Annotated in this window: 23 protein-coding genes and 4 pseudogenes; 3 read left to right on the top strand and 24 right to left on the bottom strand. The window is 56.8% G+C overall.

The annotated features are described in order from the left end of the window. Window positions 1-143: 143 nt before the first annotated feature. The 24 genes and pseudogenes from BLU11_RS06645 to BLU11_RS06530 form a co-directional block, all read right to left on the bottom strand. Window positions 144-2,419: pseudogene (locus BLU11_RS06645) on the bottom strand (SNF2-related protein). A gap of 103 nt (window positions 2,420-2,522) precedes the next feature. Next, window positions 2,523-2,819, bottom strand: coding sequence for a hypothetical protein (locus tag BLU11_RS06640; protein WP_090272608.1), 297 nt, complete (start codon window positions 2,817-2,819; stop codon window positions 2,523-2,525). A gap of 95 nt (window positions 2,820-2,914) precedes the next feature. Beyond that, window positions 2,915-3,235 carry a methyltransferase gene (locus BLU11_RS06635; RefSeq protein ID WP_090272607.1) on the bottom strand — a complete coding sequence of 107 codons (321 nt, stop codon included), beginning with the start codon at window positions 3,233-3,235 and terminating at the stop codon, window positions 2,915-2,917. A gap of 52 nt (window positions 3,236-3,287) precedes the next feature. Further along, a pseudogene (locus BLU11_RS06630) lies at window positions 3,288-4,397 on the bottom strand (DUF6094 domain-containing protein). Between the two features lie 66 nt (window positions 4,398-4,463). Beyond that, entirely contained in the window at window positions 4,464-5,120 is a 657-nt protein-coding gene (locus BLU11_RS06625) for a hypothetical protein (RefSeq protein WP_090272606.1), read from the bottom strand. Between the two features lie 120 nt (window positions 5,121-5,240). After that, a complete protein-coding gene (locus BLU11_RS06620) occupies window positions 5,241-5,582 on the bottom strand; it encodes a hypothetical protein (RefSeq protein WP_090272605.1) in 342 nt (113 codons plus the stop codon). A 95-nt stretch (window positions 5,583-5,677) separates the two neighbouring features. After that, a complete protein-coding gene (locus tag BLU11_RS06615; RefSeq protein WP_407920227.1) occupies window positions 5,678-6,343 on the bottom strand; it encodes a DUF3275 family protein in 666 nt (221 codons plus the stop codon). A gap of 103 nt (window positions 6,344-6,446) precedes the next feature. Then, complete coding sequence (locus BLU11_RS06610; protein WP_090272603.1) at window positions 6,447-7,319, bottom strand: DUF3577 domain-containing protein; 873 nt, start codon at window positions 7,317-7,319, stop codon at window positions 6,447-6,449. A 434-nt stretch (window positions 7,320-7,753) separates the two neighbouring features. After that, window positions 7,754-8,108: pseudogene (locus BLU11_RS06605) on the bottom strand (DUF3085 domain-containing protein). Window positions 8,109-8,210: 102 nt separating this feature from the next. Next, the gene (locus BLU11_RS06600; protein WP_090276299.1) at window positions 8,211-9,014 is read right to left on the bottom strand and encodes a GTPase; all 804 of its coding nucleotides are present in this window, start codon (window positions 9,012-9,014) and stop codon (window positions 8,211-8,213) included. A gap of 281 nt (window positions 9,015-9,295) precedes the next feature. Next, the gene (locus BLU11_RS06595; protein WP_090272602.1) at window positions 9,296-10,012 is read right to left on the bottom strand and encodes a DUF5983 family protein; all 717 of its coding nucleotides are present in this window, start codon (window positions 10,010-10,012) and stop codon (window positions 9,296-9,298) included. A 162-nt stretch (window positions 10,013-10,174) separates the two neighbouring features. Beyond that, window positions 10,175-10,567, bottom strand: coding sequence for a hypothetical protein (locus tag BLU11_RS06590; RefSeq protein WP_090272601.1), 393 nt, complete (start codon window positions 10,565-10,567; stop codon window positions 10,175-10,177). Window positions 10,568-10,941: 374 nt separating this feature from the next. Continuing rightward, window positions 10,942-12,443 (bottom strand): annotated as a pseudogene (locus BLU11_RS06585) (DNA cytosine methyltransferase). A gap of 541 nt (window positions 12,444-12,984) precedes the next feature. Further along, window positions 12,985-15,000 (bottom strand): DNA topoisomerase III, encoded by a 2,016-nt coding sequence (locus tag BLU11_RS06580; protein WP_090276298.1) that lies wholly within the window; start codon window positions 14,998-15,000, stop codon window positions 12,985-12,987. Between the two features lie 282 nt (window positions 15,001-15,282). After that, window positions 15,283-15,684 (bottom strand): single-stranded DNA-binding protein, encoded by a 402-nt coding sequence (locus BLU11_RS06575; RefSeq protein WP_090272600.1) that lies wholly within the window; start codon window positions 15,682-15,684, stop codon window positions 15,283-15,285. Then, window positions 15,681-16,232, bottom strand: a complete 552-nt coding sequence (locus tag BLU11_RS06570) for a DUF3158 family protein (protein WP_090272599.1) — start codon at window positions 16,230-16,232, stop codon at window positions 15,681-15,683. Before BLU11_RS06570 ends, BLU11_RS06575 begins: the two co-directional genes overlap by 4 nt. Beyond that, window positions 16,229-17,059: a PFL_4669 family integrating conjugative element protein gene (locus BLU11_RS06565; protein ID WP_090272598.1), complete on the bottom strand. Its 831-nt coding sequence runs from the start codon at window positions 17,057-17,059 to the stop codon at window positions 16,229-16,231. The genes BLU11_RS06570 and BLU11_RS06565 overlap by 4 nt, the downstream gene beginning before the upstream one ends. A 211-nt stretch (window positions 17,060-17,270) precedes the next feature. Continuing rightward, window positions 17,271-18,461, bottom strand: a complete 1,191-nt coding sequence (locus BLU11_RS06560; protein ID WP_090272597.1) for an STY4528 family pathogenicity island replication protein — start codon at window positions 18,459-18,461, stop codon at window positions 17,271-17,273. Window positions 18,462-18,464: 3 nt separating this feature from the next. Continuing rightward, complete coding sequence (locus BLU11_RS06555) at window positions 18,465-19,025, bottom strand: DUF2857 domain-containing protein (RefSeq protein ID WP_090272596.1); 561 nt, start codon at window positions 19,023-19,025, stop codon at window positions 18,465-18,467. Between the two features lie 16 nt (window positions 19,026-19,041). After that, a complete protein-coding gene (locus BLU11_RS06550) occupies window positions 19,042-20,754 on the bottom strand; it encodes a ParB family protein (protein WP_090272595.1) in 1,713 nt (570 codons plus the stop codon). Then, the gene (locus BLU11_RS06545) at window positions 20,747-20,917 is read right to left on the bottom strand and encodes a hypothetical protein (protein WP_231702280.1); all 171 of its coding nucleotides are present in this window, start codon (window positions 20,915-20,917) and stop codon (window positions 20,747-20,749) included. The genes BLU11_RS06550 and BLU11_RS06545 overlap by 8 nt, the downstream gene beginning before the upstream one ends. 46 nt (window positions 20,918-20,963) lie before the next feature. Then, on the bottom strand, window positions 20,964-21,815 hold the full coding sequence (locus BLU11_RS06540; protein ID WP_090272593.1) for a ParA family protein: 852 nt from the start codon (window positions 21,813-21,815) through the stop codon (window positions 20,964-20,966). A 37-nt stretch (window positions 21,816-21,852) separates the two neighbouring features. Next, window positions 21,853-22,071, bottom strand: a complete 219-nt coding sequence (locus tag BLU11_RS06535; RefSeq protein ID WP_090276296.1) for an AlpA family transcriptional regulator — start codon at window positions 22,069-22,071, stop codon at window positions 21,853-21,855. A 117-nt stretch (window positions 22,072-22,188) separates the two neighbouring features. Then, complete coding sequence (locus tag BLU11_RS06530) at window positions 22,189-22,953, bottom strand: hypothetical protein (RefSeq protein ID WP_090276294.1); 765 nt, start codon at window positions 22,951-22,953, stop codon at window positions 22,189-22,191. A gap of 516 nt (window positions 22,954-23,469) precedes the next feature. Between BLU11_RS06530 and BLU11_RS06525 the strand changes: the two genes are divergently transcribed. The 3 genes from BLU11_RS06525 to istB all read left to right on the top strand — a co-directional run bounded on the left by BLU11_RS06525 (window position 23,470) and on the right by istB (window position 26,477). Next, a complete protein-coding gene (locus tag BLU11_RS06525; RefSeq protein ID WP_231702279.1) occupies window positions 23,470-23,856 on the top strand; it encodes a hypothetical protein in 387 nt (128 codons plus the stop codon). 363 nt (window positions 23,857-24,219) lie between these two features. Continuing rightward, window positions 24,220-25,740 carry an IS21 family transposase gene (istA, locus tag BLU11_RS06520; protein WP_090271454.1) on the top strand — a complete coding sequence of 507 codons (1,521 nt, stop codon included), beginning with the start codon at window positions 24,220-24,222 and terminating at the stop codon, window positions 25,738-25,740. Further along, window positions 25,737-26,477 carry an IS21-like element helper ATPase IstB gene (gene istB, locus BLU11_RS06515; RefSeq protein WP_090271457.1) on the top strand — a complete coding sequence of 247 codons (741 nt, stop codon included), beginning with the start codon at window positions 25,737-25,739 and terminating at the stop codon, window positions 26,475-26,477. The genes istA and istB overlap by 4 nt, the downstream gene beginning before the upstream one ends. Window positions 26,478-26,616 lie beyond the last annotated feature (139 nt).

Genomic DNA, 26,616 nt, shown 5'->3' with positions numbered 1-26,616 from the left:
GAATTGTCTCTCTAATGCAGATACTGGCTTGTACCACTGAGGCGATCCAAACCTGCCTCCTACCTGACCAACTCGTCAATATCAGTCGCCTAGCATTCATCGTAAAAAATCCGGCGCCCATCAGGGCGCCGGAAAAAACACCATTACGCTGCAACCAATTGCCTTGCCAATGCCACCTCTACCGAATCACCGTCTTGGTTCAGTACATCCAGACCCGATTCCGGCACGTCACCCGACGTGCTTTGCGAGACGAGGATTTTTTTAGCCATGAGCGCAAGACACGTCATTTGCGACGTACCCTGGTAGCCGAGGTAGATAACCTTCACGGCCAACTTCTGGCCAATACGCCATGAACGGCGCGCCGCTTGCTGCAGGGTGTAGACGTTCCACCCCGATTGCATGAAAACGATCGTGGGAAACTCCAACAAATCCAGTCCCGTCTTGACGAGTTCAGGATTCGTCAGAAGCACATCGATACCCCTATCCAGTTGCTCGACAATCCAGTCCTCTCGCCGAGAGGTATCTACGCTTGCGCGCAGCACCGCGACTTTCAGACCTTCCTGCTCCAGCAACCGTTTGAGCCTCGATAGCGTATCCCGTGTACCGCTATAGACTGTATAAGCCAGCACCTTGCGGCCCTGGGCTTTTTCCGCTTTGCAGATATCGATCAATTCACGCTCTTTCGGCGTGTATTCCAACTCGTTGAACTGCGACGGCGCAAAAGCCAGCAGTGCCCGTGTACGCGGATGCGTTACCGTCTCGGGACGAAAGCATGTGTCCGGCCAGGCCAGCAACACGTTGAGGACGACACCCAGAAGAGTCGTATCCCGCTTGCGCAACGCTTCCTTGAGTTGCGCAGTCAGGTTATTTGCCAGTTCACGATAGGCATTGCCCTGATCCGCCTCCATGGCGACTTCACGGAACTCCTCATCGTAGGCCGGCAGCACATTGCCACCGATGTCCCGCAACTTCAGGAACACCGTGAACGGCAGTACACAGCGCAGGATGCCTTTGGGGCCAAACCCGGGGGCTTTGACAGTGCGTACCGTGACCTTATTGCCTTTGGCGGTCTTGTGCGCGCTGCCAGTGCTTTCGGAATAGATATCCTTCAAGACACCATGGTCACGCATGAACGCCATTGCCGCCGACGTCATGCTTCCGGTCTTCGAAGGCCGATAGCCGTCTTCGATCATCCTGCCGGGAAGTGTTCGGAACAGCAGCGCGAACAGATCGTCCGCGTAGCCGCCCATCAGCGTCCCGGTCAGCAACAAGGACTTGCGTGCCTTGGCGGCGAGCACACCCATGGCCTGCCCTTGAGCTGAGCCCGTGCTCTTGTACTCGTGCCCCTCGTCAGCGACCAGCAGGTCAAAATAACCCTGCGGAAGATAGCGCTTCACAAACTCCGACGGCTGGTATCCGCCTTCTCCGAATCCGAGCTCCATATTCGCCATGGCGCGTTCCATCCGATGCGCCTGACGATCGGAAAACACCAATTCGCCGCGATCATCCATGAGGTTGATAAACTCATGAATGTTGTCGCCTAACATGGAAACTAGGAACGACTCGCCGAATTTCTTCATCAGCTTCTGCGCAGTGGCTTCGCCAATGGTCGGAATACGTTTGAGCGCCTTGATAACGGCACCGGACAGGTCTGTGGTAGACAGTCCACGTGGGCGCATCAGCGTCCATAGCGTGGATTTGCAGAGACTGCATTTACGCCGCGCGTCTTCGGCTTCGAGTTCCGCCGTGCTGATGGGTTCGCCGTCCAGATCGGTGATGGCATGTCCGCAGTGCGGGCATACTCCCATAGAACCATGACGGGTACGACGACGAACGAATGCGGGTTTCCAGTGGAATCCCATGCGCATCCGAACGCGGCCGAGAACGAAGAACTCCTGGCCCGTGGGCTGCACACCCAGTTGCTCGCGCATCTTGATGAGCTTGACCAGGGTGTCGGGTCCATTGAGAACCCAGACATTCGCACCAGGAACGGTTTCGAGGATTTCACGCCGCCATTTGTAGACCAGGTGTGGTGGACTCAGTATCAGCGTACGCCGGTACCCTTCGGCATTCATGGCCGCCGCTGTGGCGATAGCCATGATGGTTTTCCCGGTACCCATTTCCGCATTGATGATGGCGGCGCGTTCGCCACGATCAACAGTTCGGTGACGGCATGAACTACTTCGGCCTGTGCAGGGAAAAGCTGACGTTTCAAGCCTGCGAGCACCAATTGACGATGAGGTCGGGGCGTTCCGTTATAGACAGGCGGATTGGCCCGGTTCAGGGAATCCAGCAGTTCGTCGCCAAACTCCGCAATGAAGTCCGGTAGGCTGAATGACAGTTCCGAGTCTGCGGCATCTGCCAGTTCGTCGGCGTGGAAGGTTTCTGCGACTGTCGTCGCTTCACATTGCGTATTCATGGTGGTACTCCATAAAAATGGGGCACGCACCTCCCCCAAGGGGCAGTGACATGCCCCTTGGGGATAAAAGGTAAATGGCGGCCGGAGGCCGCCATGAGTGGAATCAGTATTCGCTGGGCAGGAGTAGCGTGGTCACGCTGCGATCCCATTCAGTAATGATCCAGAGTTTCAGCTCAGGTGCGACCTTGTAGGACGAAAACAGGCGATCCTGGCCTGATTCCAGCGCGGCATCGTTCAGTTGACGATCGCCTTCGTCAAGATCACCCCAGTCACCGCTAAGATGACGGCGCAAATAGATCGCCGGGTTGAACCGGCCTTGTAGAGCCAGATACTCAACACCAGGCGTCATAACTACGACGCCGGTCGGAAAGCGTGGTTGTGCGAAAAGTACAAGTGGCATGGTGTTGCTCCATTTCTGTAGGAAAAAAAGGGGCCATGCCACCCTGTCGGGGTGCGTGACCCCGAAGGCTGCGTAACGTCAGTAATAAAGTGCCGTCAGCCCAGAACCTGTTCGTCAATCAGTTGAACAAGGGTCTTGCTGTGGTCATCGCTTGTGATCACCATCAAGATCAGACGAGGCGTAATCGAAAAGCACGAGGTCATTGGGGCGCCCTGTTCAAGGGCGTCATCGTTGGCCTGGCGTGCCGTTTCTTCGACATCTCCCCAATCGCCGCGCACGTGACGCAACACATAGGGCAATGGTTCGATAAGGCCTTTACTGGCAAGCCAGCGCACCTTCTCGCTCAATTGCAACGAGCCCATGGTGAACAATGGTGACTGCTGCGGCTTTCGCCGCTTGAGTAGATTTGAAAGCATGGTGTGCTCCTTCTGAATAAAAATTGGCAGGACAGGAACCGTCCAATGAGAGTCACTGAATGGTAAGAATCTGACCCAGCGTGGCTGAACCCGAGGTCAAGTCCCAGGCTCTGATAACAGGTACGAACTTGTCGGTGAGGATGCGCGTCTCAGCCACGGAGCCGTCATCGCGCTCGCTATATTCGGTGGTCGACGCCTTCTGCTTGTAGGTGTCGCCTTTCACGGCCAGGGTGCGGCCGTTCTTCGACTGCACGACACCGGAGATTGCGCCAGCGGCCAGGGCCAGCGCGAGGTGCCAGTGGGACAACGCGCGCGCCGGGCGGCGCAAGGACTGCTGGGCGGCGCCCAGATGGGTTTCGAACGACGGCCACAGTCCATGTAAGCACTGCACTTCGTCGGCGAACTGCGATGGCTCCATGCTCAGACGGTAGAAGTGCTCCGGCTCGAGCTGGGTGACAGGGACCACATACGGAAACACCGGCCACGCGGGCGGCAGTTCCTCCGCTTCCAGATCACCTTGCCCAATCTGCAACAATCGGGCACGGACGCTCTTGACCTCATCGCCTGCCAGCTCGCGCTGACGGACTCGGCGACCGAATACGACGACCTGCTTAAACTGTGTGTCCACCGCTCTGTAGATACGCAGATCGGCAAAATGCCGTGTGATCCAGCCGACCAGTTCCTAGTCGAGCACATAGTGCGGGACGATGAAAACTAGGATGCCGTCGTACTGCAGCAATTGCAGCGTCCGCTGATAGAACAGCTTTTCCAGCCGCGCCCGGCCCTTGCCGTCGTAACCGATGTTGCCGTTGGCATCCCTGGACAAATCGCCGTATGGCGGGTTGAGCCACAGCAAGCCAAAGCTCTGGCGCGCGATCAGGATGTCCATTAGGTCGCCCTGGATGCAGCGATCAACGAGCAGACGCGCATGGTTGGCGCGCTCCGGGTCGAACTCCACTGCATAAGTAGTGACTTGGTCACGCCCGAGCGCATGCGCGGCCTCCGCGATGGCGACACCTTCGCCTGCACAAGGATCAAGTATGCACATCGGCCCGTCGCCGGGCGCCAGTGCACTGAGCGCTCTTTCGAGCGTGGGTTCGTCGGTCGGAAAGTAGCACGCTTTGACGAAATTGCGGGCAAGCCGCGGGAACATGAGTGCCATAAGAAGTCTCCTGTAGCGGTGATGAAAGAAAGCAGATGCGCGCCGGTCGCGCGCACCTGCCGAAGCTCAGGCCACCGCTTCCAGCGGTCGCTCGGAGGTCGCCTGAAGTGCAACCGGATGGGCCGTGAGCACACCCTGGCGGATCATGCTACCCAGCGCTTCGGTGAGCACCGGCACGTCCAGCCCCAAACGAAATCCCTGCAGCGGCCCGAGGGCTACCGGCAGGTCGCGGATCATGTCGCGGTCTCGCAGCAGTGCTATTACCGTCCCTTGCCAGTGATCCAGTAGAGGCAGCGGGCACGTCTCCTTGACGAGCAGCCAGAGGCGCGAAGTGGGATCAGCCGCCGCGCGTGGCAACAGTGCCAGCGCGCTGGTGGTGGCCTTGTCCGGCAGGACGCAGCGCCGGTCGAACAACCAGAGATTCACCAGCGACCCGAACAGAGTTCGCCGATAGCTGCGGGTCAGGCGCTTTTCCAGGCGCTCGACCGAAGGAACGAACACCGACACGGAAGCGCCCTGGTCGGTGATGAGGTGGAACTGATCCAGTCCATCTACGTCGCGGCCCAGTGTGAGCCGAGCGAGGAACTGCTGGATCGCAGTGTCCCGCGCCCAGACCGACAGAAAGACCAGGTCGCCGTCCTCACCGCAAACGCAGGCATCGGCCATGAGGTCGCTGCATTCGTCGATGCGGTACAGAAGGTGATCGGAAGAAGTTGCAAGCATAGTGATGTCCTCGATGAAATGAGGGACTGCACTGCCCGCTGGGGCAGTGGATGCCCCGTTAGGGATAAAAGAACGCAGAGGGCTCGGAGCGAGTGCCCCGGCCGTGCGACGAATAAACCGTCAGAGACCCAGTTCAGCAAATGAACTGTCGGCCTCATGGTTGACGACGCGGTTGCCGACATTCCCTTCGCTGTCCTGTTGGACTTCGATGAACATGCTTTCGGGCACGTCGATTTGGAAATGACGCAGGACTGCACGGTAGTAGTCCAGACCAAGGCCGAACGGGGCTTTCTCGTACAGATTGCTGTACAGGTAATTCTCGCTCTCGACCTGCATGCAGCTGTCGATCAACTCGGCAGACTTTTGGATGACAAGAAAGAAATAACTCAGCTGTCGATCCCAGCCGAGCAGGACGGTGATGGGAAGTCCCTTATGATAGGTGTTGAAGTAATGCTGACTCATGGTGAAGCTCCTGGATTGAAATAGCCGGGAACCTTCCCCCCTGGAGAAGGAACCCCGGAGGATGGATGAAGTCACCGCAGGAGCGGTGCCTCTGATCACGCAGGTTGCAGTTCGGCCTGACGGCTCCACTCTTGCGCCTTGAAGTCCAGCGCGTAGCCCAGTTCACCCAAGCGGGCGATCTGCGCACGTAGGGTGCGGCGGTCGATGGTCGAATCCAGCTTCACCGACTCGTCCAGAGGCCACAGGATGCCGAACAATTCAGCGTCCTCACTATCAGCGCTGCCAAAACCAGCAGTCGAATCCGGTGTAGGAGTATCCAGCCCCAAAGGAGTGGTATCGACCAGCGGATTCACTGATGCTTGATCAAGTGCAGGGTCGGTCTTGGCCGGTTTGGACGGGGCGGAGGGCTTGACCGGCGTCACCGCTGGTTGCGCTCCCTGTTCTTCATCAAGCGGATCGACGTCCTGGGCGGCGAAGCTGCGCGCTTCGTCGCGGCTCAGACTGTCAATTCCGTTTAGCGTCATCCCGTCCAAGTTGGCACGGATCTCAAACCGCATGCCGCCACCAGTGGGATAAGCCTTCGGAAAAATGTAGCGGATGATGAATTCCCCGTCGTACTTGCCTTCGGGGTACTGCTCCAGTTCCGCGTCCTTCACCTCGAACACACCGAGGTGCGTGGTAAGGCGACCGACGGTGAATGGCCCGTTGCGGCCGCGAATGGTACGCAGCGTGAGCTGGCCGGGAACAACGATGGGAGCCATGACTATTTTCCTCCTAGGGATAAAATGACGCATGCCCGAACCCGTAAGGTGGCATGTGCCCAGTTGAATAAGTGATAAGGCCCCAGGAAGGGGCCTTATCAGGTCAGAACGACTCAGCCGGAATCGGCTCACGCTCAGAAGGTGGGGCGTTAGTGCTTCCATCGACTTCAGGCGCAAGTACGTCCTGATCCTGCGGCGCCTCGGCGTTCGCTACCCTCTCCGGGTATACCTGCTCACCATCGATCTTGATCAGTCCAATATGAATCAGCGTGGATTTCAGGCTCGCGGCAGGTTCACCAGCGCGCTCGCCCTTATTGCGGATGTACGGATCTATCTTCATGTCGTTGAGACGGAAGCTGACCAGGACTTTGCTCTCAGCCTCAATTGCCTGTACACATTGGCGCACCAGACCTTGAGCATCCCTTGCAGCAACGATAGTGTCGAAATAACGATAGTCAGGTTCATCGACCGGCCCTGCCAATGCACCGATTGAGCATGACAGGAACGCATCGCTGTTGATGGGCTTGATCTCTTGGGGCCGGTTCAAATAGCCAATGCCCCTTGTAACCAACTCGTGCTGCTCTATCTGCTCAAGCGCAGAGCGGTCGATAAGTTCTACCTTCAGCAGGCGACCTTTGAGTGAGGCTGCCGCTTCACCTTTGCGTTCGCCATTGGGACGGATGTAGGCATCGCCCCACAGATCGCCAATACGAAAGCGAACCAATGGACGTTGGTGCTGATCATCAATGCCAACATAGCCGGCGACGATTTTCTTGGCTTCGGCCCCGGAGACCTTCAGATCAAAATAGCGCTTTTTAGGGTTCTGGACAGAGCCAACGAGCGCAGCGATGGTGCATGCAAGAAATGGCTCAGCGCGGCGGCCGCCTCGTACGGGAACTTCGCGGACACGCTGCAGGTAGCCGATACCCGAGGTGTGAAGATCGAAATAGGACTTCTCATTGGACGTGGTATTCATGGTGAATCTCCATTCGGAATAGAAGCGGAGACACACCAGTCCCATGCTGCGGGGAAAGTGCGTAACCCCGCGATGGGTTGAAAAACTAAAGCATCCGTCACCGAACAGGTCGGTGGCCGCTCGCAGATGGATGCGGTGCGAGCTGGGTGATCAACGTAATGGAACCACGCCGTAGCCTTGAAGATCGTGGCTACCTGGGATGCTGCTGACGACTGTCAGCTGGGCATGAGGTCATCATGGCCGGGGGTTGTTCGTGAGGCAGCAAGAAATCGGCATCCGGGCGCTCCCCTTTCATTTCCTGTTGGCATGAAAAAGCCCCTCGGTTGAGGGGCTGGAACATGCATTGCTCCTTCTTGAAAGTGAACCTGCCCGCCTCCCTTACGGGGGCGGACTGGCATGGAGGGAGTAAGGGGCTGGGAGAACAAACCGGTTAGTCAGGGAGTGGGGGAAATCGCTTGCAACGACAAGTGTGTCGACGTAGCTGACAGTTCCAGGTCATCCAGACTATTCATGATGTGTGCAAACACACTCTCGGTAGGGTCGAAGTATTCACCAAAATCATCACCTCCCAGCTCTCATGAGCCAGTTCCCACCAATCATCAAATACATCGATATCGGGGTTGCAGCCGGCGGCATAGGCAATCAACGCTTGGCAACGCTGGGCAGATGCTCGCCGTGCTCTGCCAACCAGTACACACCACGGTCTTTCACCAGGATGATGCGGCATTGATTGGCAACAGCCTCAGACAGCACGGGGCGCAGGTCAGCGCCTTTGAAACGCATGGACATGAGCGTACTCCATTGATAGGAAGTGACCCCGCAGCCGGCGATGCGCCGCCGACCATGAGGTTCTGGGGTATGAACATGCTCGCTTGGGCTTTTGGAAGGTGATCAGGCTACTTTCCGGCCACGAGCAGTCTTGTGTAGCGAGCGGACCTGGATGCAGCGCCATAAGCCGTCATCAATCAACTCAGCCAGGGTTTCCCCAAGCATGTCGAAATAAACGTCATCCAGGCGCTCTACCCGTTCTCCGTTGTGTTGCAACTCCACGGAATAGGTATCGGCCCCGCGCATGTAGATCACGCTGACAAGTCCAGCGAATTTCGCAGTTTCAACCGTGAAACTCACGGAGGGCGGCGTCCGAATAATGTCACTGGGCTTCGGATCAACGAGTGAAAAGTCACTTGCCTGTGCATCAACCAGCATGTGAGTGATCCGCCGATGCCCATCAGGAGCCGGCATTTCCTCCATCTGCTCAATAAGCTGCTGCAGCTCCAGGCATTGCGGGTGGGCAACCGGCAGTTTGGCCGGTGCCGCGCCAAGGGTCATGCGCTGTATAGTGCATTGAGTACCGTCGGCCCGGTGTTCGATGACTTCTTCAGGTGTATCGGCACGCAGACCGTCGAAGCGCCGGCGTGCATACGGCGACACTTCGACCTTGGCTCCCTCTGGGGGAACCTCGGTGACGAGCGTCCGATCCAGCACCGCGAACCTCGTCCGGCTGATTTTGACAACAATGGCGTCGTCGGTGATGGCGACAACCTTGCCCTCAAAAGGCTGAGGATCAATGTGAAAGCCCAACATCGTCTCCTTCGGTTTTCCGTCGAAGATGTTGAACTGGAAAGATCGTGCGTTACTCGGTACATGACCGGCAACCAGGGTGGGCATTTGTTGACGAATAGCTTGATGATCCATGATGGACTCCGAGAAAACGGAACCCTTCACCCCCACAGGGATGAAAGATCCCTTGAGGTGGAATGGACGTTGAACGTCCAGATAGGAGGTCAGCCAGCGAACCTGGGGGCCGCCGCAGTCTTGATGGCCTTGACTGCCTGGGTTGTTGCCGGCTACGCCAGCGAACATGTTTTGAGGATGTCGCCATGACGCGATGGCGTCTGCCATGAAACAGATATAGCGCTCATCCGTTTGGGTACCGCAGACCAAAAGAAGCCCCTTGGTAGGGCGAATGGGACAGTCTATGTTGCGTAGTTCGGCAGACCGTCGAGCACTGGCGCGTCGGGATCGAACATCAGGAGACGTACATCGGCACTGGCTGCTAATTGAAGAATGTGCGCCAAATCACCCGGTATGCCTTTGGACAGATGTTCCTGCTGCAGCTGATCGGCGGTAATGCCTTCTACATGCTGCAGGTTCTCGTCTGTCCAGGGCGTGGCGATCAACTTGACGCCGACGACCGGACTGTACGGCACTCGGAATGCAACGAACAGAAGCCCGGGTGGCGTGTCAATATCCACCAATTCGCACAAGTACCGCATCGAATCCTCGGTAATGTGGTCTGTGCTGATTTCCCAGGCCCGACTGTAAAAGCCGGTCTCGAAACTCAGGCGGCTCACCACCCGGCATGCGGCAGCTTCAGAGTAAAAGTCTCCTACATGCACAGGCGTGCCATCAAAGTCCTGGCCGCTAATGGCGTAGACCATAGAGCGCACGATACCCACAGACCTGCATTGGTCTTCCAAAGTACGCGGCACCTTCTGGCCTTCAGTAATGAGGGCAAAGTAGTCGTCAAACACGCAAGGAAACTGATTAACCTGATCCTCCGGTAGGTGTGCTTGAATAGGATGCACTGATCGCCAGACGGGTGGGCAATCATCTTCGTGTGTGATGAGCAACTGACGAGCAATACGCAGATTCTGATACCCGCGGATAAAAGGGTTGTTGTGCTGAGACATGAGATTTCTCCTACAAGGGATGGGCGAAAGCCAACCCCCTGCTGGGGGGTTAGCTCCAGCGGATGAGAAAAGTGGCAACGATAGAAATGAAGGAATGCAAGGTTCCTGGCAGGATCACTGTGGGGCGCGATGTAAATGCAGCGCTTTATCCCCTTTACGGACTTACCAACCGGTGTAGTTCAGCATGAGGTCGGAAATAACCTGACGCCGCTGCAGATCCAGGCAGCCAAGGTCGGCCAACCCTTCAAAGCCACAGTGGCGCAGCATGGCAGTGCCTTCGCGGGCGTTGTAGAAGCTGACCATTGCGGCAAGAAACATGCGTTGGCCGCTGCTCATAACGCCGAGCGCGTCATTGAGTTCGTGCATCCCGGGACGCAATTCCCAGATATCAACGGCGCGGTTCAGACCTTCACGAGTGCCGTCGCCAAACCATTGCGCTCCGGCAATCTCGGCGCCACGCTTCCAGGCTTGGAAGAATGCGTTCGAAGCACAGGCAAAATGCTGCTCTTCGCGCACCAACAGATCAACGACTTTTGGGGGCAGAATCTTGTTCATGACATGCTCCTTGATTATGGATTGCGAGACAGGTCTGCCCCTTTGGGGATGGCAAGTCCCGCTAGAGATGAAGAAAGATGCATCGACGCCTGGACGGCGTTCATCCGCAGACTGATGCATGGCGGACTGGTGGGTCTCAGGGGGATAAATCCCTGCGCAGCCGAAAGACCCTTGCTGCTGGCATGGCGCTGACAACGTCAGCAACACATATGGGCAGCTTTGCTCAGGCCTCGGGCGGCGTCAGTTGGCAATAAGCAACTGGCTGAACCGGATTTATCTCGCGCATGAAAAAAAGCCCCCGGCATTGGCGGGGGCAAAATAATGAAATGGATGCGACTTAGAGGCTGATTGATTGGAGCTTACCGCTCTGTGCATCAAGCCAAAGCGGGCGACTGTGCCTTGTGAATGCAGTGCGCCAGACGATGGCCCAGCCAAGCTACGCAAGGTACAGCCATGGAGTTGCCGATGGCCTTATAGCGCGGCGCATCGGCTGCCGGTTTACCTCTGTACGGCACCAGCGTCCAGTCGTCCGGCATTCCCTGAAGCCGCTCGCACTCCCTGGGCATCAACCGGCGTACCCGCCATTGCGACCAGTCCATCGCTGAGAGGTCGTTCTGCTCATAGTGAAAATAGGCGTCGTAGTCAGGCACCAATACATGGCCTTTATCGCCACCGCCGCAGCTGGCACGCAGTGCGGGAGAGATACCATGACCCAGCTCTGCAGACAGGCCCTGGTCACGTCCACGCAGCGCCACGCTGAGTACCGCCGGCCTCCCCTGCCATGGCTTGCCACCCCCAGTAGATAAAGCACCTGTGATCTGGCCATCCCCAGATTCCAGACGCACCTCACCGCGTGAGTTCTCTGCAAAAGCCATGACGTGAAGTACATTACTGGTAATGATTGGCACACCTCTGCCACAGCCATCCTCACTGCAGCCAGTGGACGTGTTCAGCGTGTGGCTGATGGAACCCATTACCGACTGTGCAACAACGTATCGGTCTCGAAATCGCCTTTGGCGCCGCCCTGCGCAGTCAGGCAGGCCGCAACGTCAATCGGCCCTGCCGTGTTGCCGCCGCCGAAGCCGAACGTGATGCTGACTTTGCCATAGGACTGATTCAGACCGGCATAGTCGCCTGATGATGCAGTGCGCGTTCCAGCAGCGCGGGCAGCGTCTTGCCACGGCGCGAAGCGCGACGAAGAATCCCCGTACAGGCCACCTGACTCAAAAAGTACTTCGGCGGGATCGAGGTCGTCTCGACCACTTGCCACAAGAAACACTCTACGACGGCGTTGGGCGACACCGAAATATTGAGCGTCGAGGACACGCCAGGCGAGACGGCGCTGGGGGCCAGACACGTAACCTGCGTGCGTCCACTTCGCCCCTGGCGGTTCGAGCGCATGGCTTTCTCCGGCCAATGCGCCCAGCAGGCAGCCAAAGGCGTTGGAGCGATCACTGAGCACGCCCGGGACATTTTCCCAGACGAGCGTTGAGAGCGGACGGTGACTGGCGAGGCGGGTTTGGTCGATCGCATTGGCAAGCTCCACATATTTAAGGGTCAAGGCGCCACGTGGGTCGGATAATCCCCGGCGAGCACCGGCCAGACTGAATGATTGACACGGGGTGCCACCGACCAGGATGTCCGGCGCCGTAACCTGGCCTGACAGCGCTTGACTGGCGATCTGCGTCATATCGCCCAGATTGGGCACGCTGGGGTAGCGATGTGCGAGTACGGCGCACGGAAACGGTTCGATCTCGGAGAACCAGGCGGCTTCCATTCCCAGCGGTTCCCAAGCCAGGCTGACGGCTTCGATCCCGCTGCAGACGCTGCCGTACTGCAACGTTGTATTGGTTGTATTGGTAGAGTGAGGGTGCATTCGTATCTCTCCTGTGCGTGTGGCCTCGGGCAGTGGTCACCGTCCGGGGTATTGCGTGTAGGCAGGAGAAAGGTGCCGAAAACCAGTAGGCCTTCGGCTTGGGAGGAAGAAACCACCCGTGGGCTGGCGCAGTCACGGTCGTCGGTAGAACCGATCGCTGCTTCAGCATTCACACCCGACCCGTATCGTGGCTGGGGCCGGTATTATCTGGCGCACATCCGCGCACAAAGGGAGCCCGTTTTTTCACCGGCGAGCACCGGTATTGAATACCGTTGACCACAAAGGGTCTCCTGGAGGCTCGCTCCGACCAAGCAGGCAAATCACCAGGAGACCCTTCGCGCTAAACGGGAATATTACTGACCAAGGGTAATCGCAGGGATCGATTCAGCGAGTAGAGTTCTTCTTACCCCGGCGCTGTAATCAGTCACGCGAGGCACGCACACGATTGCAGAAGAATTGGCGCGTTGGGAGTCCCGCAGGGCTACGGGATGAATGCTATGCAGCCGGTCAGGCCGCCATGGCAATGTGGGTGTTGGGCAGCTCAGGATGCCCTGGGGGCGCTGCGTCGCTTACGCGGCGTACTGCCCTTGGTAGGTGCAGATTCAACCGGCAACGTACCTTTGCACTCGGGATAGCGTGGGCATGACCAGAAGACACCTTTTTTACCGGTGCGTTCTCGCATGGCCGCGCCGCACTCTGGGCAGGCTGGACCTTGGGGCACCTTGATCGACAGGGATGTGCCCTGGTACTGGACAATAAGCTGTGAAATCCAATCCGACTGTTTGGCGATAAAGACATCATGGGTAAGCTGGCCCGCCTCGATCATATCCAGGGCCTGCTCCCAAATCGCTGTGGTGCCAGGGTCAGCAATAGCCGCTGGAACAGTATCTATGAGCATATCAGCCGCATCGGATGCACGGATCGCCCGGCCTTTCTTGATCAGATAACCGCGCGTGAGCAGACCATTGATGATATTGGCACGCGTGGCTTCGGTACCGATGCCCACGCTGTCCTTGAGCTTCTGCTTCAGGCGAGGATCGGACACCAGCCTGGCGACATTTTTCATGGCCTTGATCAGTTCGCCCTGGGTAAAGGCCCGCGGTGGCAGGGTCTTGAGCGCCTTGAGTTCGATGTTAGCAAGCTGGCAGAACAAGCCTTGTCTGAGTGCAGGGAGCACTTGGTTGCGCGGGGCTGCTTCATCACTGACATCATCGGGTTGATGCTCAGTCAATGCCTGCCGCCATCCTGAAACGACGATCTGTTTGCCCACAGCCTGGAGATGCTGGCCCGCACAGGATAGCTGCGCAGTAGTGCGATCGAACTCGTGATGCGGCATGAACTGCACCAGGTAATGGGCACGGATCAAGCGGTAGACCGCCAGCTCCTTCTCGCTCATGGCCGACAGGTTCACGGGTTCCAGCGTGGGTATGATGCCGTGGTGAGCAGTCACCTTGCTATCGTTCCAGGCACGCGAGCGCAGTGTGCGATCAAGTTGCCCCATCACGGAACGCAAGCTTGGATCAGTTGTGAGCAAACTATCAAGCACCGCTGGCACATCGGTCAGCATGCTCTCGGGCAGGTAGCCCGTGTCTGACCGCGGGTAAGTGGTGGCTTTGTGCGTTTCGTATAACGCCTGGGCAACATCCAGGGTGTCCTGCACATCCAGGCCAAGTTGCCTGGAACAGACTTCTTGCAGTGTGCCGAGATCAAATGGCAGCGGCTGGCCTTCGCGTACCCGTTCGGTTTCGACGGACACTACTTGGGCGACACCAGCTGCACGCATCTGCTCGACCGCCTTTTGCGCCGCTGACTCCTGCAGACACCTGCCCGCCTCGTCTGAGTTGGTTTCCGGTGCCTGCCATCGCGCGACGAAGGATTGCCCTGTTGCAGAGAGCGTGACCTCAATGGTCCAGAATGGCACTGATACGAACCGAGCGATTTCCCGGTCGCGGTCCACGACAAGTTTGAGTGTAGGGGTTTGCACCCGGCCCACCGACAGCACACCCTGATAACCCGCCTGTCGGCCCAGCAATGTGAAAAGCCGGCTGAGGTTCATGCCCACCAACCAATCGGCGCGGGAGCGCGCCAGGGCCGAATGGTACAGGGGGAGCGTTTCGGACGAAGGCTTCAGGGCAGCCAATGCCTTACGGATCGACGTATCATTCAACGCCGATAGCCACAGGCGTTGTATCGGACCTCGGTAACCACACAGATCGATGATTTCACGGGCGATTAGCTCGCCTTCACGATCCGCGTCAGTGGCGATGACCAGCTCAGTGGCTTGACCAAGCAACTGTTTGATGACCTTGAACTGCGCTGCAGTCTTGGGTTTGACCTCGACGCGCCAGTGCTCAGGGATTATGGGTAACTGCTCAATGGACCAGCGTTTTAGCTGTGCGTCATAGACTTCGGGCGGTGCCGCTTCGACAAGGTGGCCTATGCACCAGGTCACAATGACGCCTGGCCCCTTAACGCAACCGTTGACTCGCTGCGTAGCACCGAGCACTCGGCCAATGTCCTTACCCTGAGAGGGCTTCTCACATAGAAATAATCTCATGTTGTTCCACAAAACTTCGTTACTGATGGGAATGAGGAACAACATGACGGCTGGGTCAGACGCAGACAGCTAACAAGCCGTACTTGATGCTGCCGCTTTCAGAACGCGAGGTGATATGAGTGAGAATCAGGTTGGACGAGGGGCTTCTGGAACAGCCGCTACCAATATCAAAGCGCGTGGAACGGGGTGGGCATCAGTGGAACTATCCCTTGGGTATAGGTTTGCTCTACGGCTTCAAAAAAGAGCAGCCGCGAGGGAACGCAGCTGCTCCACTCAAAGAACCTACTCGTCCTCGGGAGGCGCTTCGTTGCTGGCCGGCTTGGCACTGGTTCTGACCGACTCCAGCCGGTACGGCAGAATACCAACGCGCCGCGCCTCGATTTTGAAGGTCACTCGCTCGTTGTCGTCAGCATCCTCCCACTCATCGCGCACGGTGCGCCCTTCCACCAACACACGCATGCTCTTCTTGTACAGAGTGGCCCAACTCTCCGCCTCGCGATGCCACAGTTCCACGGGTGCCCAATACCCTCCCCGATCTTCAAAGCCGCCGTCCTTCTTCGGCACCGGATTATCGAAGTAGACATTCAGGCGCAGTAACCGCCGCGGCTCTTCATTGCCGTTCTGAAACTCCCGGTATTCCGGCGCAGAGCCAATATTACCTTCGCCAATAAAGTGAGTACTCATGGTGCCTCCGTCGAGGTATTGGGTGTGGGTCTGCTGCCAACATCAAGCCGGCGCAGATAAGTCGCCTCGGCCTGCCCCATCTTGCTGGCGCATTCCAGGGCCTGTCGGGCAATACTGTGAGTCAGGCTGATTTGCATGTTGTGTACGATGCGCTGGCACTCCATTGTGAACAGGTCATCGATCAGGCTGTCTGGTGTTGCGCTGCTCAGCAGCATCTTCTGCCACAGCGCCACCCCCATGGCTGAGCGATCGAGCCTGCGCCAGCGAAGAAATGTCGTGCCTGCGCCAGTGGGCTGCTGGGCCAGTTCGACTGGCAACAACCGGAAGGGATAAGCGCTCGCTTGCACCAATATCCGTCGTTGCGCCAGCTCTATCATGCCGTCGCGTAACGCACGGCATTGGCTGGCCCAGTTCTCCAGATCCCCCTTACCTTTAAAAGGTTTTAAAAGGCCTTTTAGATAGGCTGCGTGTTCCAGTCTCTGGAAGTCTGTCTGTTCAAGGCTGACGAAGCGGCTTCGATTCAGGCCAGAAAATGAGTCCGAACTCATGTGGGTTCCTCCTCGTTGTTGACGCTGGAGTCAGCATCCAACTCGGCAAGGTCTGGCACCTCCTCGGTTTCGTTGTTGTCCTCGTTCACCTCGCTTGTGTCATTGTTATCTTCCGGCTCTGCCAATGCTGTTTCTGTTTTCGATACCGAGGCCGATCGCCTGGCGATGACGGGGGCGAAGCGTGATCGATGCGTCCCCTCCATCACTTCTTGCGGCAGTTCACCGAACTTGTCGAGCGCAGCCCGGGCGGCAGCGTTTCTGGTTGCAAAATCATCGCGCGTGCAGCCAGAGTAACGATAATGTTGTGCCAGAGAGAAAAGGCTGCGCAGAGAATGGGCACCATCATTGAGCCAGCGCTCAAGAGTGCTGCGGTCGATCAAGGCAGTGTGATGGGCTAGGATCAGCTTGCGTGCAATATCGTCGTAGTCGGCCAGCAGGTAAACCGCCGCAAAGCCCAATTGGGCATTCACAAATAGCGGCAACTTGACGGGCTGCACATTGAGGTTTTCGCCCAGACTCAGTGCCGGGGGAACTCCATCCAGCGCCTGGTCGACCTGTTCCCGCAATGTCTTCAGGGTAGTCCCGGTCTGGGACAGTTTGTCTTCTATCCTCAGCATCCACCAATCGCTGTAAGGGTCGTCCTGCTCCGCACCACGCTTCATTTTGTTCATCACAGCAATGAAGCCGTTCAAGCCCACGATGGCGGGCCGACCCTCACCGGCAGCCCGGCCATGCCAGATTCGCGATGCGTGGTGGGTGTGCAATGTTAGCGACATCGCACTGCGCAGTGATCCAAGGTTCAGTTGAAGGGATTCGTTATTTGCCATGTGTACAACCCGCATTGGATAAACGAGTCGCAAGTGTCGATCCGGCGAGGAAGGAAATCTGTTAACAAAGCGTACTGCTTCGAGCCGATTACATACGCCAGGCTGACCGCACTGACATCTGGGCACGCACATCGGTTTGCAGCATCAAAAAACGGAAGGCTGTCTGTTGCAGCTATACCCAGGGTATAGCGCTATGGACTTCCACCGGAGCCTACTGCTCACCCGATTCGGTCTTGTTTAGCATGGCGCGCATGCGTGCCAAGTGGATGCGAACGCTTTCCGGGCTGGCCGACGGCGCTGACGGTACAGCGATCTGCGGCGTGGCACTGGCAGGTGTAATAACTGCCCGTTTCTGTGTTGCCCAGGCCTTGAACTCACCGCGAACCGCCTTCTGAATGATGCCGAACAAGTAGCCGGCTGGGTTGCGAACCGTGCTGGTGTGGCAACGTGCGGCCCATTCGTCCAGCACCGCTTGACGCTGTTCCTGTTCAACTTGTTTTAGAGCCACCAATGCGCCTGCCTGCTGCTCGTTCTTCAATCGTGAGAAATGGTCAGGCAAACACAGTCCCGGCAACTCACATGCGCGCGGTACAGTACGTACTTCTTTTGTTTTTATATTAAGTACTACAGTACGGTCCTGCTTCGGAATCGGAAGTGAGTGGTGATTGCTGGGTTTCAGCCCTGCTTCGGAATCCGAAGACAGCGGATCACCAATCCGAAGTAAGGCCTCCTCCCCTTCTTCGGATTGGTGATCCAGCGTCGGTTGTGGGTAAGTCGCCGAGGGAGGCTGAACATTATCCGCCAGGTGCAGCGTCAGAACCTGGAGCCGTGTAGGTAATGAGCGCTGGGTCAGAAAAGGATCGACCGCCCACTCGTTCAGCACATGGTGGCCAAGCCGCTTGATCGATTTACTGGCATGGGTAAGGGAGTTACTGATCAGGCCCAGGTACTCCGGGTCGATCTGTATGGCTTCGTAGGGAGTGAGCGGCTCATCATGCAGCACGTACAGGTTCGCCAGAATGCGACCGCTGCGGGGATCGCGTCGACGACGAGCCAGGCTGAGCCAGCGCGTCAGTCGCAAAGCAGTCAGCGCACGCGCTACCGTTTCATGTGAGGCTTGGGCGACACAGGGCATGGAGGCCAGGTACGGGCGTAATTGATCGTAGGTCGGAAAGGTGGTTATACCATCTTCACTGAGCAACAACCTGAACACCTGCCAGGCGTTGCGCTCCAACGGGGTGAGTCGGCGATCAAGCAGTAGCCCACGAGGCACGCTCTCATGCCGGTTGCCGCTGAAAAGAAAGCCATCACCTGGCCCCGCACCGTTCAACTGATGCAAGGCGCTATCGAGTAGTTGGCGGAGCGGTACGGGGCCAGTTGCACCCGTATTCAATGTATCCATGGCTCAGGCAAGGCCCTGGTCGATCCAGCTCCGTATGACGCTCCAAATGACCGACACCGGTAGAGCCATGGTTTCAGCCAGATCCATGGTCAGAGTGAGCATCGAGGCATCGTCGTTGAGAGGGATATCGCGCTCAGCAACAGCAGGTTTCCATCGATGCCATAAATCGGTCTCCTGTTCTTCACTCAACACAGGATGACGCCCCTTGCGCTTGGGCAGCTCAAGAATGTCCCGACGCAGCGCCACCTCCTGATGCGTCAATCCATAGAAAGCACAGACCATCTCGGTACTGGCTCCAAGCCGCAGCATACGATCAACCGTAGCGATTTCAGACTCGATTTCATGCATCTGGTTGACCAGCCGCCAGAGCACGTCGCGGTTCACTGTGACAGTGCACCAAGGCACGCGTGCGTCGGCAAGCAAGGCAACCAGCGCCGGCTGTTTCAGCACATCAAGCTCACGCTCCCCAAAGCCCATGGATAAGCATCTGCGCATTTGGCCATTGCGCAGATCATGCAGAGCCTGAGCTACAACGGCTTGATTCAAAGGATGTGGCCCCGACATGATCGTCTCCGCTTGTTCAGTTGTCTGCTCGATCTGCTGCGCCGGTCTCCAGATCTTGCAGCCGACGAGCAAGACGCAGCATGCGAAACAGTTTGACCAGACCGTTATCGCTCAGTCGGGGCATGTTGTGCTCATCGCATGGCATGACCCCATGTAACAACGGCCCCAGCACATGCTCCAGCCGGACGCTCGAAGACAGGGACGGCTCCTCATGCGTAGCGCTCAATGCGCATAACAGTGCCTGGACAGCGAGGCTAAACGGTGAAGAAGTCTTTGGGCTGCCACTGTCAGTAGCGCAGATAAAGCCAACCCCGTCGCCGACGGCCTCGATACAGTCCAGCATGTCTGCTTCCTCGGCTATCTCACCTGCAAACTGGGCCAGGTGGATACGAAGACGGTCTGGCGCATCCAGACTTGGCTCGATATACCAGACATCTGTGATCGGAAAGAGCCCCCCTACCTGGACCGGGATGGCCCGTAGTACAGTCTCTGCAAAATCAGGGCGCTCTTCACCCGTGTGATTCGCCACCAATTGCTGGATAGCCTGCAGCCGTTCGGTACTGTCCACAGGTGAGACGATATGGGCTTGCAGCGTTGCTTCTACGGCATTACCGTTCTCATGTTCGGTCTCCCCTGACAAGGCTGCACCGGCGGCAGAAGGCAGGTCATCTCCTGATGCTTTTGTGACCACATGCTGTTCAGAGGGTGTTTCAGGTGTAGACGCCGTATCCCGGAGCGCTGGTGCTGATGTGGCTGGCGATGGCTGCAAGTCTGTAAGGGCACCCGTTTCGGGGACGGATGTCTCAGAGCTGGCCGGCATTTGCGGTGGGCTTGTCACAGCACGCTGGCGCCTGTCGATATTATCGATATCCAGTTCCAGCGCGCTGTAATCGAGCTCCAACAGATCGGCCATCTGTCCAACTAGCTCATCCATAACCCGCTTGGGGCTGAATGCATCAGGTTGCGCATCGAAGGATGCCAGCACATCGTGGAATATCGCATCAAAATCACCCTGCATGTTTTTCTGGGGCGCATGTTGTTGCCAGATCAGGTCAGCCGCTTTGCGCAACATCACCAAGCGCTCCGCCTGATGACGGCCTAACCCGCTGTAGAGAACATTAGGAATTGCAGGTAACAGGTAGCGAATGGTTTCTTGCATTCTGCTGATATGCGGTTGTGGGACAGGATAACCATCCGCGGCAAGACGGCGGGCGAGCTCGCTCTGAGACAAGGCGCCATCGCTTTCCTGCTCGTACAACTCTCTGGCCTTCTCGACACCCAAGGCACGCTCAATGAAGGTCAGCCTGCCATGAAGTTCGTTTTCTGCCAGATGGCCTGTTAGTGCGACGATTTCACCGTGCTGCGGCCAAGGCCGGAACAAGCAAGAGATTCGAAAGAACCGCTCATCTTTTGTCTCAGCCCATAGCTCCCGCAAGATCGCCAGGCGTGTATTACCCCCGTTGCGGATAATGTAATGGTCGGCATCAGGACGCCTGGTTATAGCCGGTGGCGCATCCAGACCGCGCTCACGGATCGAGGCTTTAATCTCCGCGTAGAGTGGATTACGCGTTAGCCTTGGGTTGAGTTCGTAAGCACGCAGTTCATCGAGCGTTACTACCACCGGCGTATCAACAAGGGGATCGCTCAAGGCTTGAGCCACAGGACCGCTGCGTGAAAAGCCAGCTGCCAATAACTTGTCAGCCATCTCTTCAGATGTGAAGTCAGCCATCCGCTCCTCCATGATGTTCGCGCGCCTTGCGTAGCGATGTTGTGACATTCATCCCGGCGCGGCGGTTGTCCGTAGCCGGACAGGTGTAGATGCTCGGGAGGCCTGGTTTGCTGAATGTCAGATGCCCGCCTTGAGTACGCATGACGTTCGGTTCTTCACTCATCGCAGTTTCAATAAGTGACAAAAGCCGCTTGTGCCCAGGGCCTGGGTTACACACGGTGGACATAAGGCCCCCTACCGGTGACTAGAACAAACCGAGCCTGCCACTGGGGAAACAACTCTGTAGCAAGGTTGCAAACGATCTCCAATGCCGCTGGTGTTTGGCGACCCGCTGGACGTCGGCGTTCAACCTGGTGGACAGGCCGCCCCCTGGTTGCCGCACGCGCAAACGCTACGATGGCGGGAACCACTGACTCCAGAGCATGTACGCCTGGATGTTTCCGGAACACCAACCGCAACGTCTGCTGTACCAGCCGCGCGTTGGAGGAAACGGCTGGAACCCGGTTGATCAACAGATGCAATTGAGGGGGCTGAATGCCAAGATGGCGATAAGGAGTCATCTCCTCCATCAGTTGCAACGAGCCACGGTGCAGCTCACGAGCAGCCAGGATCTCCGGAGTAATTGGCGAGATAGCCAGATTGGAGGCTAATACGGCCATTTCCAACAGAACGCTGCGAGCACCTTGAGTATCAATCAGTACCAGATCGTAGTGCGGTTTGAATATCGCCAACAAATTGCGCAACCGCAAGCGTCCATCTGCAGCATGCAACAGCAAGGTGTTCAACTGCCGGTGCTCGTCATTCGACACAATGATATCAAGGCCGTTGATAGCCGTGCGTGACACGATCTTCGTCAGGTCTTGCTCATTGAAGGCAAGCAGTTCGTAGGTGCCTCCAGTGGCTCGATGGACAAGTGTGTAGTACGAGGACAGCGTGGGTTGAGTATCAAGATCGAGCAACAAAACCCGAAAACCGGCATCGGCAAAGAAGCCACCAAGATTGGCCGCAATCGTAGTTTTACCAACTCCGCCTTTGGTACTTATCAATGACAATACTTGCATGAACGGCTCCCTTGTTTCCTGGATGGGGAAAGTACGGTCATGACCGTTCATTTCGCCGCTCTGTAAGCCATTCTTCTATCTCGACTGAGTCCCAACCCACTGCACGCACGCCAATGCGGATAGCTTGAGGAAACTTACCCACACTCATCATGTTGTAGATATGAGCGCGTTTAAAACCGGTTTTTGCTTCTACTTCTGGCCGACGCAATATGCGGCGTTCAATATTGGCCTCGCTGGAAGTTGTTTGCTGGTTCATCTTGATCACTCCTGTGCGCTTCTGGCGCTTCATGGACGTGATCTCATTGAGGAGGATGCCGCTCTGAATGGGCACTGCATATGCAGAACTGGCTACTGCATATGCAGGATGGAAACGCTAGATGACTTGTGCCATCAGTCGGCGCTTTGCCTCAGCAAACTTGGCATGCAGGGTTCGTTCAGTGATACCCATAAGGCCGGCATGATGGGCTATCAGTGCGGTAATAATGGCTTCCTGGCTCCGAAAAGTGGAATACGCGATGCCTGACGGCGTTTCGCTTAGTATGAGCTGAACCAATGCGCCTATGATATTCAAGTAGGTGTATTCAGCGCGCTGACTCAGTGACTCACCGCCATTGCGAGTGGTAGCGGTCTCAAGCTCACTTTGCATCACATTCAACTGCGCCTGGAGCTTTTTGCTTGTAGAGCACCAGAGGTCCCGTTCAAAGACCAGGATTTGAGCCGCTTCGACAGAAATGGAGGGATGCAGCGATCGCTCATATTCATCAAAGAGAAAATCGGGCCTTTGATCGGGGTAGTTTTCTATCATCCATACGCGCATATCCACATGTCTGATCGTGACGTCTGGAGAAGTCAGCAGTTCGGGATCTGCACAGGTAATACCCTTTCGACCAAAGGGCAGATCCCCATTGAGCAATCCGTCGTAGATCCGACCAAAATTCAGACTAACAAGCGGCCATTCTTCCAATTCCTGAGCTGAGGGTATGCAATCAGGATTGAGCTTGTCGAGGATAGTCTCCTCATGCTCGGACAGGTTACTCCACCGTATAGCGGCCTCGATGGGTGTATAGAATATTTTTATAGTATTTGAAATCACTGTCACGCGCTTCCATCTGCTTTTGCATTCGATGCGACTGGTCATCTGCAGCAAAACACCTATGAAGATCGTGGCGTAATGGACATCCCTGCGAAGCCCGATCGGGTACCAAGGCAAACCGGAGAAAAGACGTAGCACGTCTAGCTAAAGCCTCCCCGCAGGCTCAAGAGCCAGAATTAACGCTGATGATCAGTGTTTTCGGTAATCGTCTCGCTGTAAAGGCCGTAAAGCCGTCATGACGGTCATATTTCCATACCGTGACATCTCTCAACTTAAATAGTCACAAACATGACCTGAAAGGTCATCCTGCAGCCTGTCATGCGTGACCCTCAAACGCGTTGCGCTAGCCTACGTCCAACCCCAACATCACTCCTGGTAATCTCCAATATCATCTTGATGGCTGAAGTGACATTTTTGGTCAATCACATGATGAAAATAACAATAAGAAATTTCGAAAAATAGTCTTGCTGTTCTATCCAACTAATGAGAAGTAACGAGGTCGGGATGACCAGGACTGGGATTTTGCCAAATATCAGAGCTGCGAATGAGCGAGCAGCGACCATGAAGAAAAGCTGCATCTCTGGCAGAATTACCACCTTCCATCAGCAATCGATCCATTCTATGTCTTTAGCTTACGAAGTCATGCGTCTGTTCGCATCACCACAGGGCCATCTGGTCGAGATCAAACGCCACGACCAGATGGCCAACACATCAGATTCTGGTCATGAATGGCTCTGGGTCACCAACCGCTCCGTCAGCAGCCTACACCCCAGCCGTATCGAGGGGGAAATGCATCAGGTGCAGACGTTCCGCGAAGCCCAGCTACAACTCGTTGACCAGCATGCCGAGCTGTTATGGTTCAATGGCGACCGGTTCACCCTAGAGGCTCGCCAGCCCCTTACGCTGCCACCAGAGCAACGACAGCTCATTCATAATCACCTGAGCTGAGAAACCATGTGGCGGAAGCTGCGATGACGAGCGCTGACTTATATAGATTTCCCAAAGAAAGCCCCCGCAAGGCGTATGCAGGACTTCGGCATGAGCGAAACTGAAATGTCCCGGAGTTATGAGGGTTGAGCCAATACCGTCGACGATTCACGGCAGAAGCCGACAAGGGCCGAGAAACCACTAATATGGGGTGAGTAGACCCTTCGTTGGTAGCAATGTCTGAGTCATAGTGTTAATGGCCAATTAAACTGACCCACCTCTGGCCAACAATTTTGACCCACCCATGGTGGCACTGGCCACCGATCCATGTAGCGTCACCCGCCTTATGCACAGGCCGGGGACAGATCATTGAAGGAGTGGGTTGTGATTCACAAGATCAAGGGGTTGTACGACCAGGGCCGGGGTTTGTCGGTCCGTGCCATCAGCCGTGAGCTGGGGATTTCCCGGAATACCGTACGCAAGTATCTTCACCTGGATGAAACGCAGATCAGCGTCGCCATTGCTGACCCTTCGCGGACCAAGCTGCTCGACGGGCACCGTGATTATCTGATCAATCAGCTGATCCAGTTTCCAGCACTCAGTGCGGTCAAGTTGGCCCGACGTCTGAGAGAGCGCAGCGTTGATCTGGCGGTATCTGACCGGAGCATCCGCCGGTATGTACAAACGCTCAAGCAGCAGGTTGCCTGCGGCCAGTTCCGCTATTACGAACCGGTCGTTGAGTCGGTGCCGGGCGTTCAGTGCCAGGTCGATCCCGGTGAGTTGCGTGGCGTCATGATCGGCGGCGTGGAGCGCGTGGTGCATTTTGTGGTTTTTGTGTTGTCCTGTTCCCGGCTAATGTATGTCGGCCTGAGCTTCCGTCCGTTGGATACCGAGCGTTTTATCCAGATGCATGACGAGGCATTCCGTTACTTCGGCGGCGTCACTGAGGAGTGCATTTACGACCAGACCAAGATGGTGGTGATCAGCGAGCAATATCGAGAGCTGACGCTCAACCAGCGCTTCCACCAGTATGCAACCACGGCTGGCTATCGTATCCATGCCTGTGAGGGCTATGACCCGGAGAGCAAGGGCAAGGTGGAGGCCGGCGTCAAGTACGTCAAGCGTGACTGTTTCTATGGCGAGCAATTTGCGGACGAGAACGCCGTTCACCAGCATCTGCATGACTGGCTTGAGACCGTAGCCAATGCGCGTGTGCACGGCACGACCGGACAGCATCCTCGGGAGCATTTCGAGGCGCTGGAGCGCAGCCAGCTCAAGCCCTATCTGGTCCCGCAGAGCCTGCTGCACTTGATGCCTGCAAGAGAAACGCGCAAGGTCGACAAGACCGGGCTGATCTCCTGGCAGGCTAACAAGTATTCGGTACCCATGGCTTGGCAGCAAGCCCGTGTCGGTGTCAGCGCACAGGACAACCAGCTGCTGATCCATGACCTGGAGAGCGGCGAGCTCATCGCCACCCATGACCTGTGCAAGGCCAAGGGCCGGATGATCAAGAACAACAACCACTACCGAGACCAGACCCAGCGCATTACCGATCTGGAACACAGCATTGATGCGATCCTCTCCGATGATCTGGGCTCTGCCCTGTGCCAATTGCTTAAGCGGACCTCACCGCGTATCTACAAGGACCAACTGGTCGCCGTGCGTGATCTGCTCATGGCCCACGCGCCGGTTGATACCAAGCTGTTGGGTGAGTTGTGCGAGCGCAGCGAGCTGACCGCCACCGGACTCAGGCGCTACCTCGAAGCCTGGCAGCAAGCCAGGGCGCGAGGACGCGCCATCAGTGACCGCGAGTATGCGCCGGAGGCGGGTAGCCGCGTCGGCCATGCCGATCTGAATGCTTACGCCCACGTTGGCCAGTCGACTGGCCACGGAGTGACCCCATGAGCCTACTCGATAGCACCGTAGCGCAGTACCGCAGCCTTCGCCTCAGCGCGACCGCCGGTGAACTGACCGCCCTGCTGGCCAGGGCTGAAGCCAATGAGATGTCTTACCTGAATTTCGCCCAGTCGTTGGTTGAGCATGAGATCAACGCCCGTTCGAGTAGTCGTGTGAGCCGCAACCTCAAACAGGCCCAGTTCCCCTCGGAGAAGCACCTGGAGGCCTTTGATTACCGGCATCAGACCACGATCACCAAGCGACAGGTCAGTGCCTTGCTGGACTTCAGCTTTATCGATAACCGCGACAACCTGGTGTTCATTGGGCCACCGGGGGTGGGCAAGACCCACCTGGCCATTGGGATTGGCCACAAGGCCGTCCAGGCTGGCTACAAGGTGCTGTTCCGCACTGCACTGGCACTGGTCGAGGACCTGGAGTTGGCGGAGATGAAGGGCGAGCTGAAGAAGCGACTGAACCAGCTGAGCAAGTACGATGTGCTGATCATCGATGAGCTGGGCTACCTGCCGATGACCCGTCAGGCCCGGTATAACCTGTTCCAGTTGATCAACAACTTGTACGAGTACCGCTCGGTGATCCTGACCACCAACAAGGACTTCACCAGCTGGGGCGAGTTCTTCCATAACGACAACGTGGCAGTGCCCATCATTGACCGTGTAATCCACCATTCACACATTTTTATGCTGGGAGGGGAGAGCTACCGCTTGAAGCAGAAAACCGCCGGTTAGCGGTGAGCAAGTGGGTCAATTCTATTGGCCAAAAGTGGGTCAAAATTAATGGCCATTGACACATAGCGAGCTGAAACCAAATTTCTTCAACTGAATCTGTCGCTAGCGACTGGTCACAAACTACCGGAATTGGCCCATT

The sequence above is a fragment of the Halopseudomonas litoralis genome, from assembly GCF_900105005.1.
GTDB lineage: Bacteria > Pseudomonadota > Gammaproteobacteria > Pseudomonadales > Pseudomonadaceae > Halopseudomonas > Halopseudomonas litoralis.
This window is presented reverse-complemented; position numbering and strand designations above follow the sequence as displayed.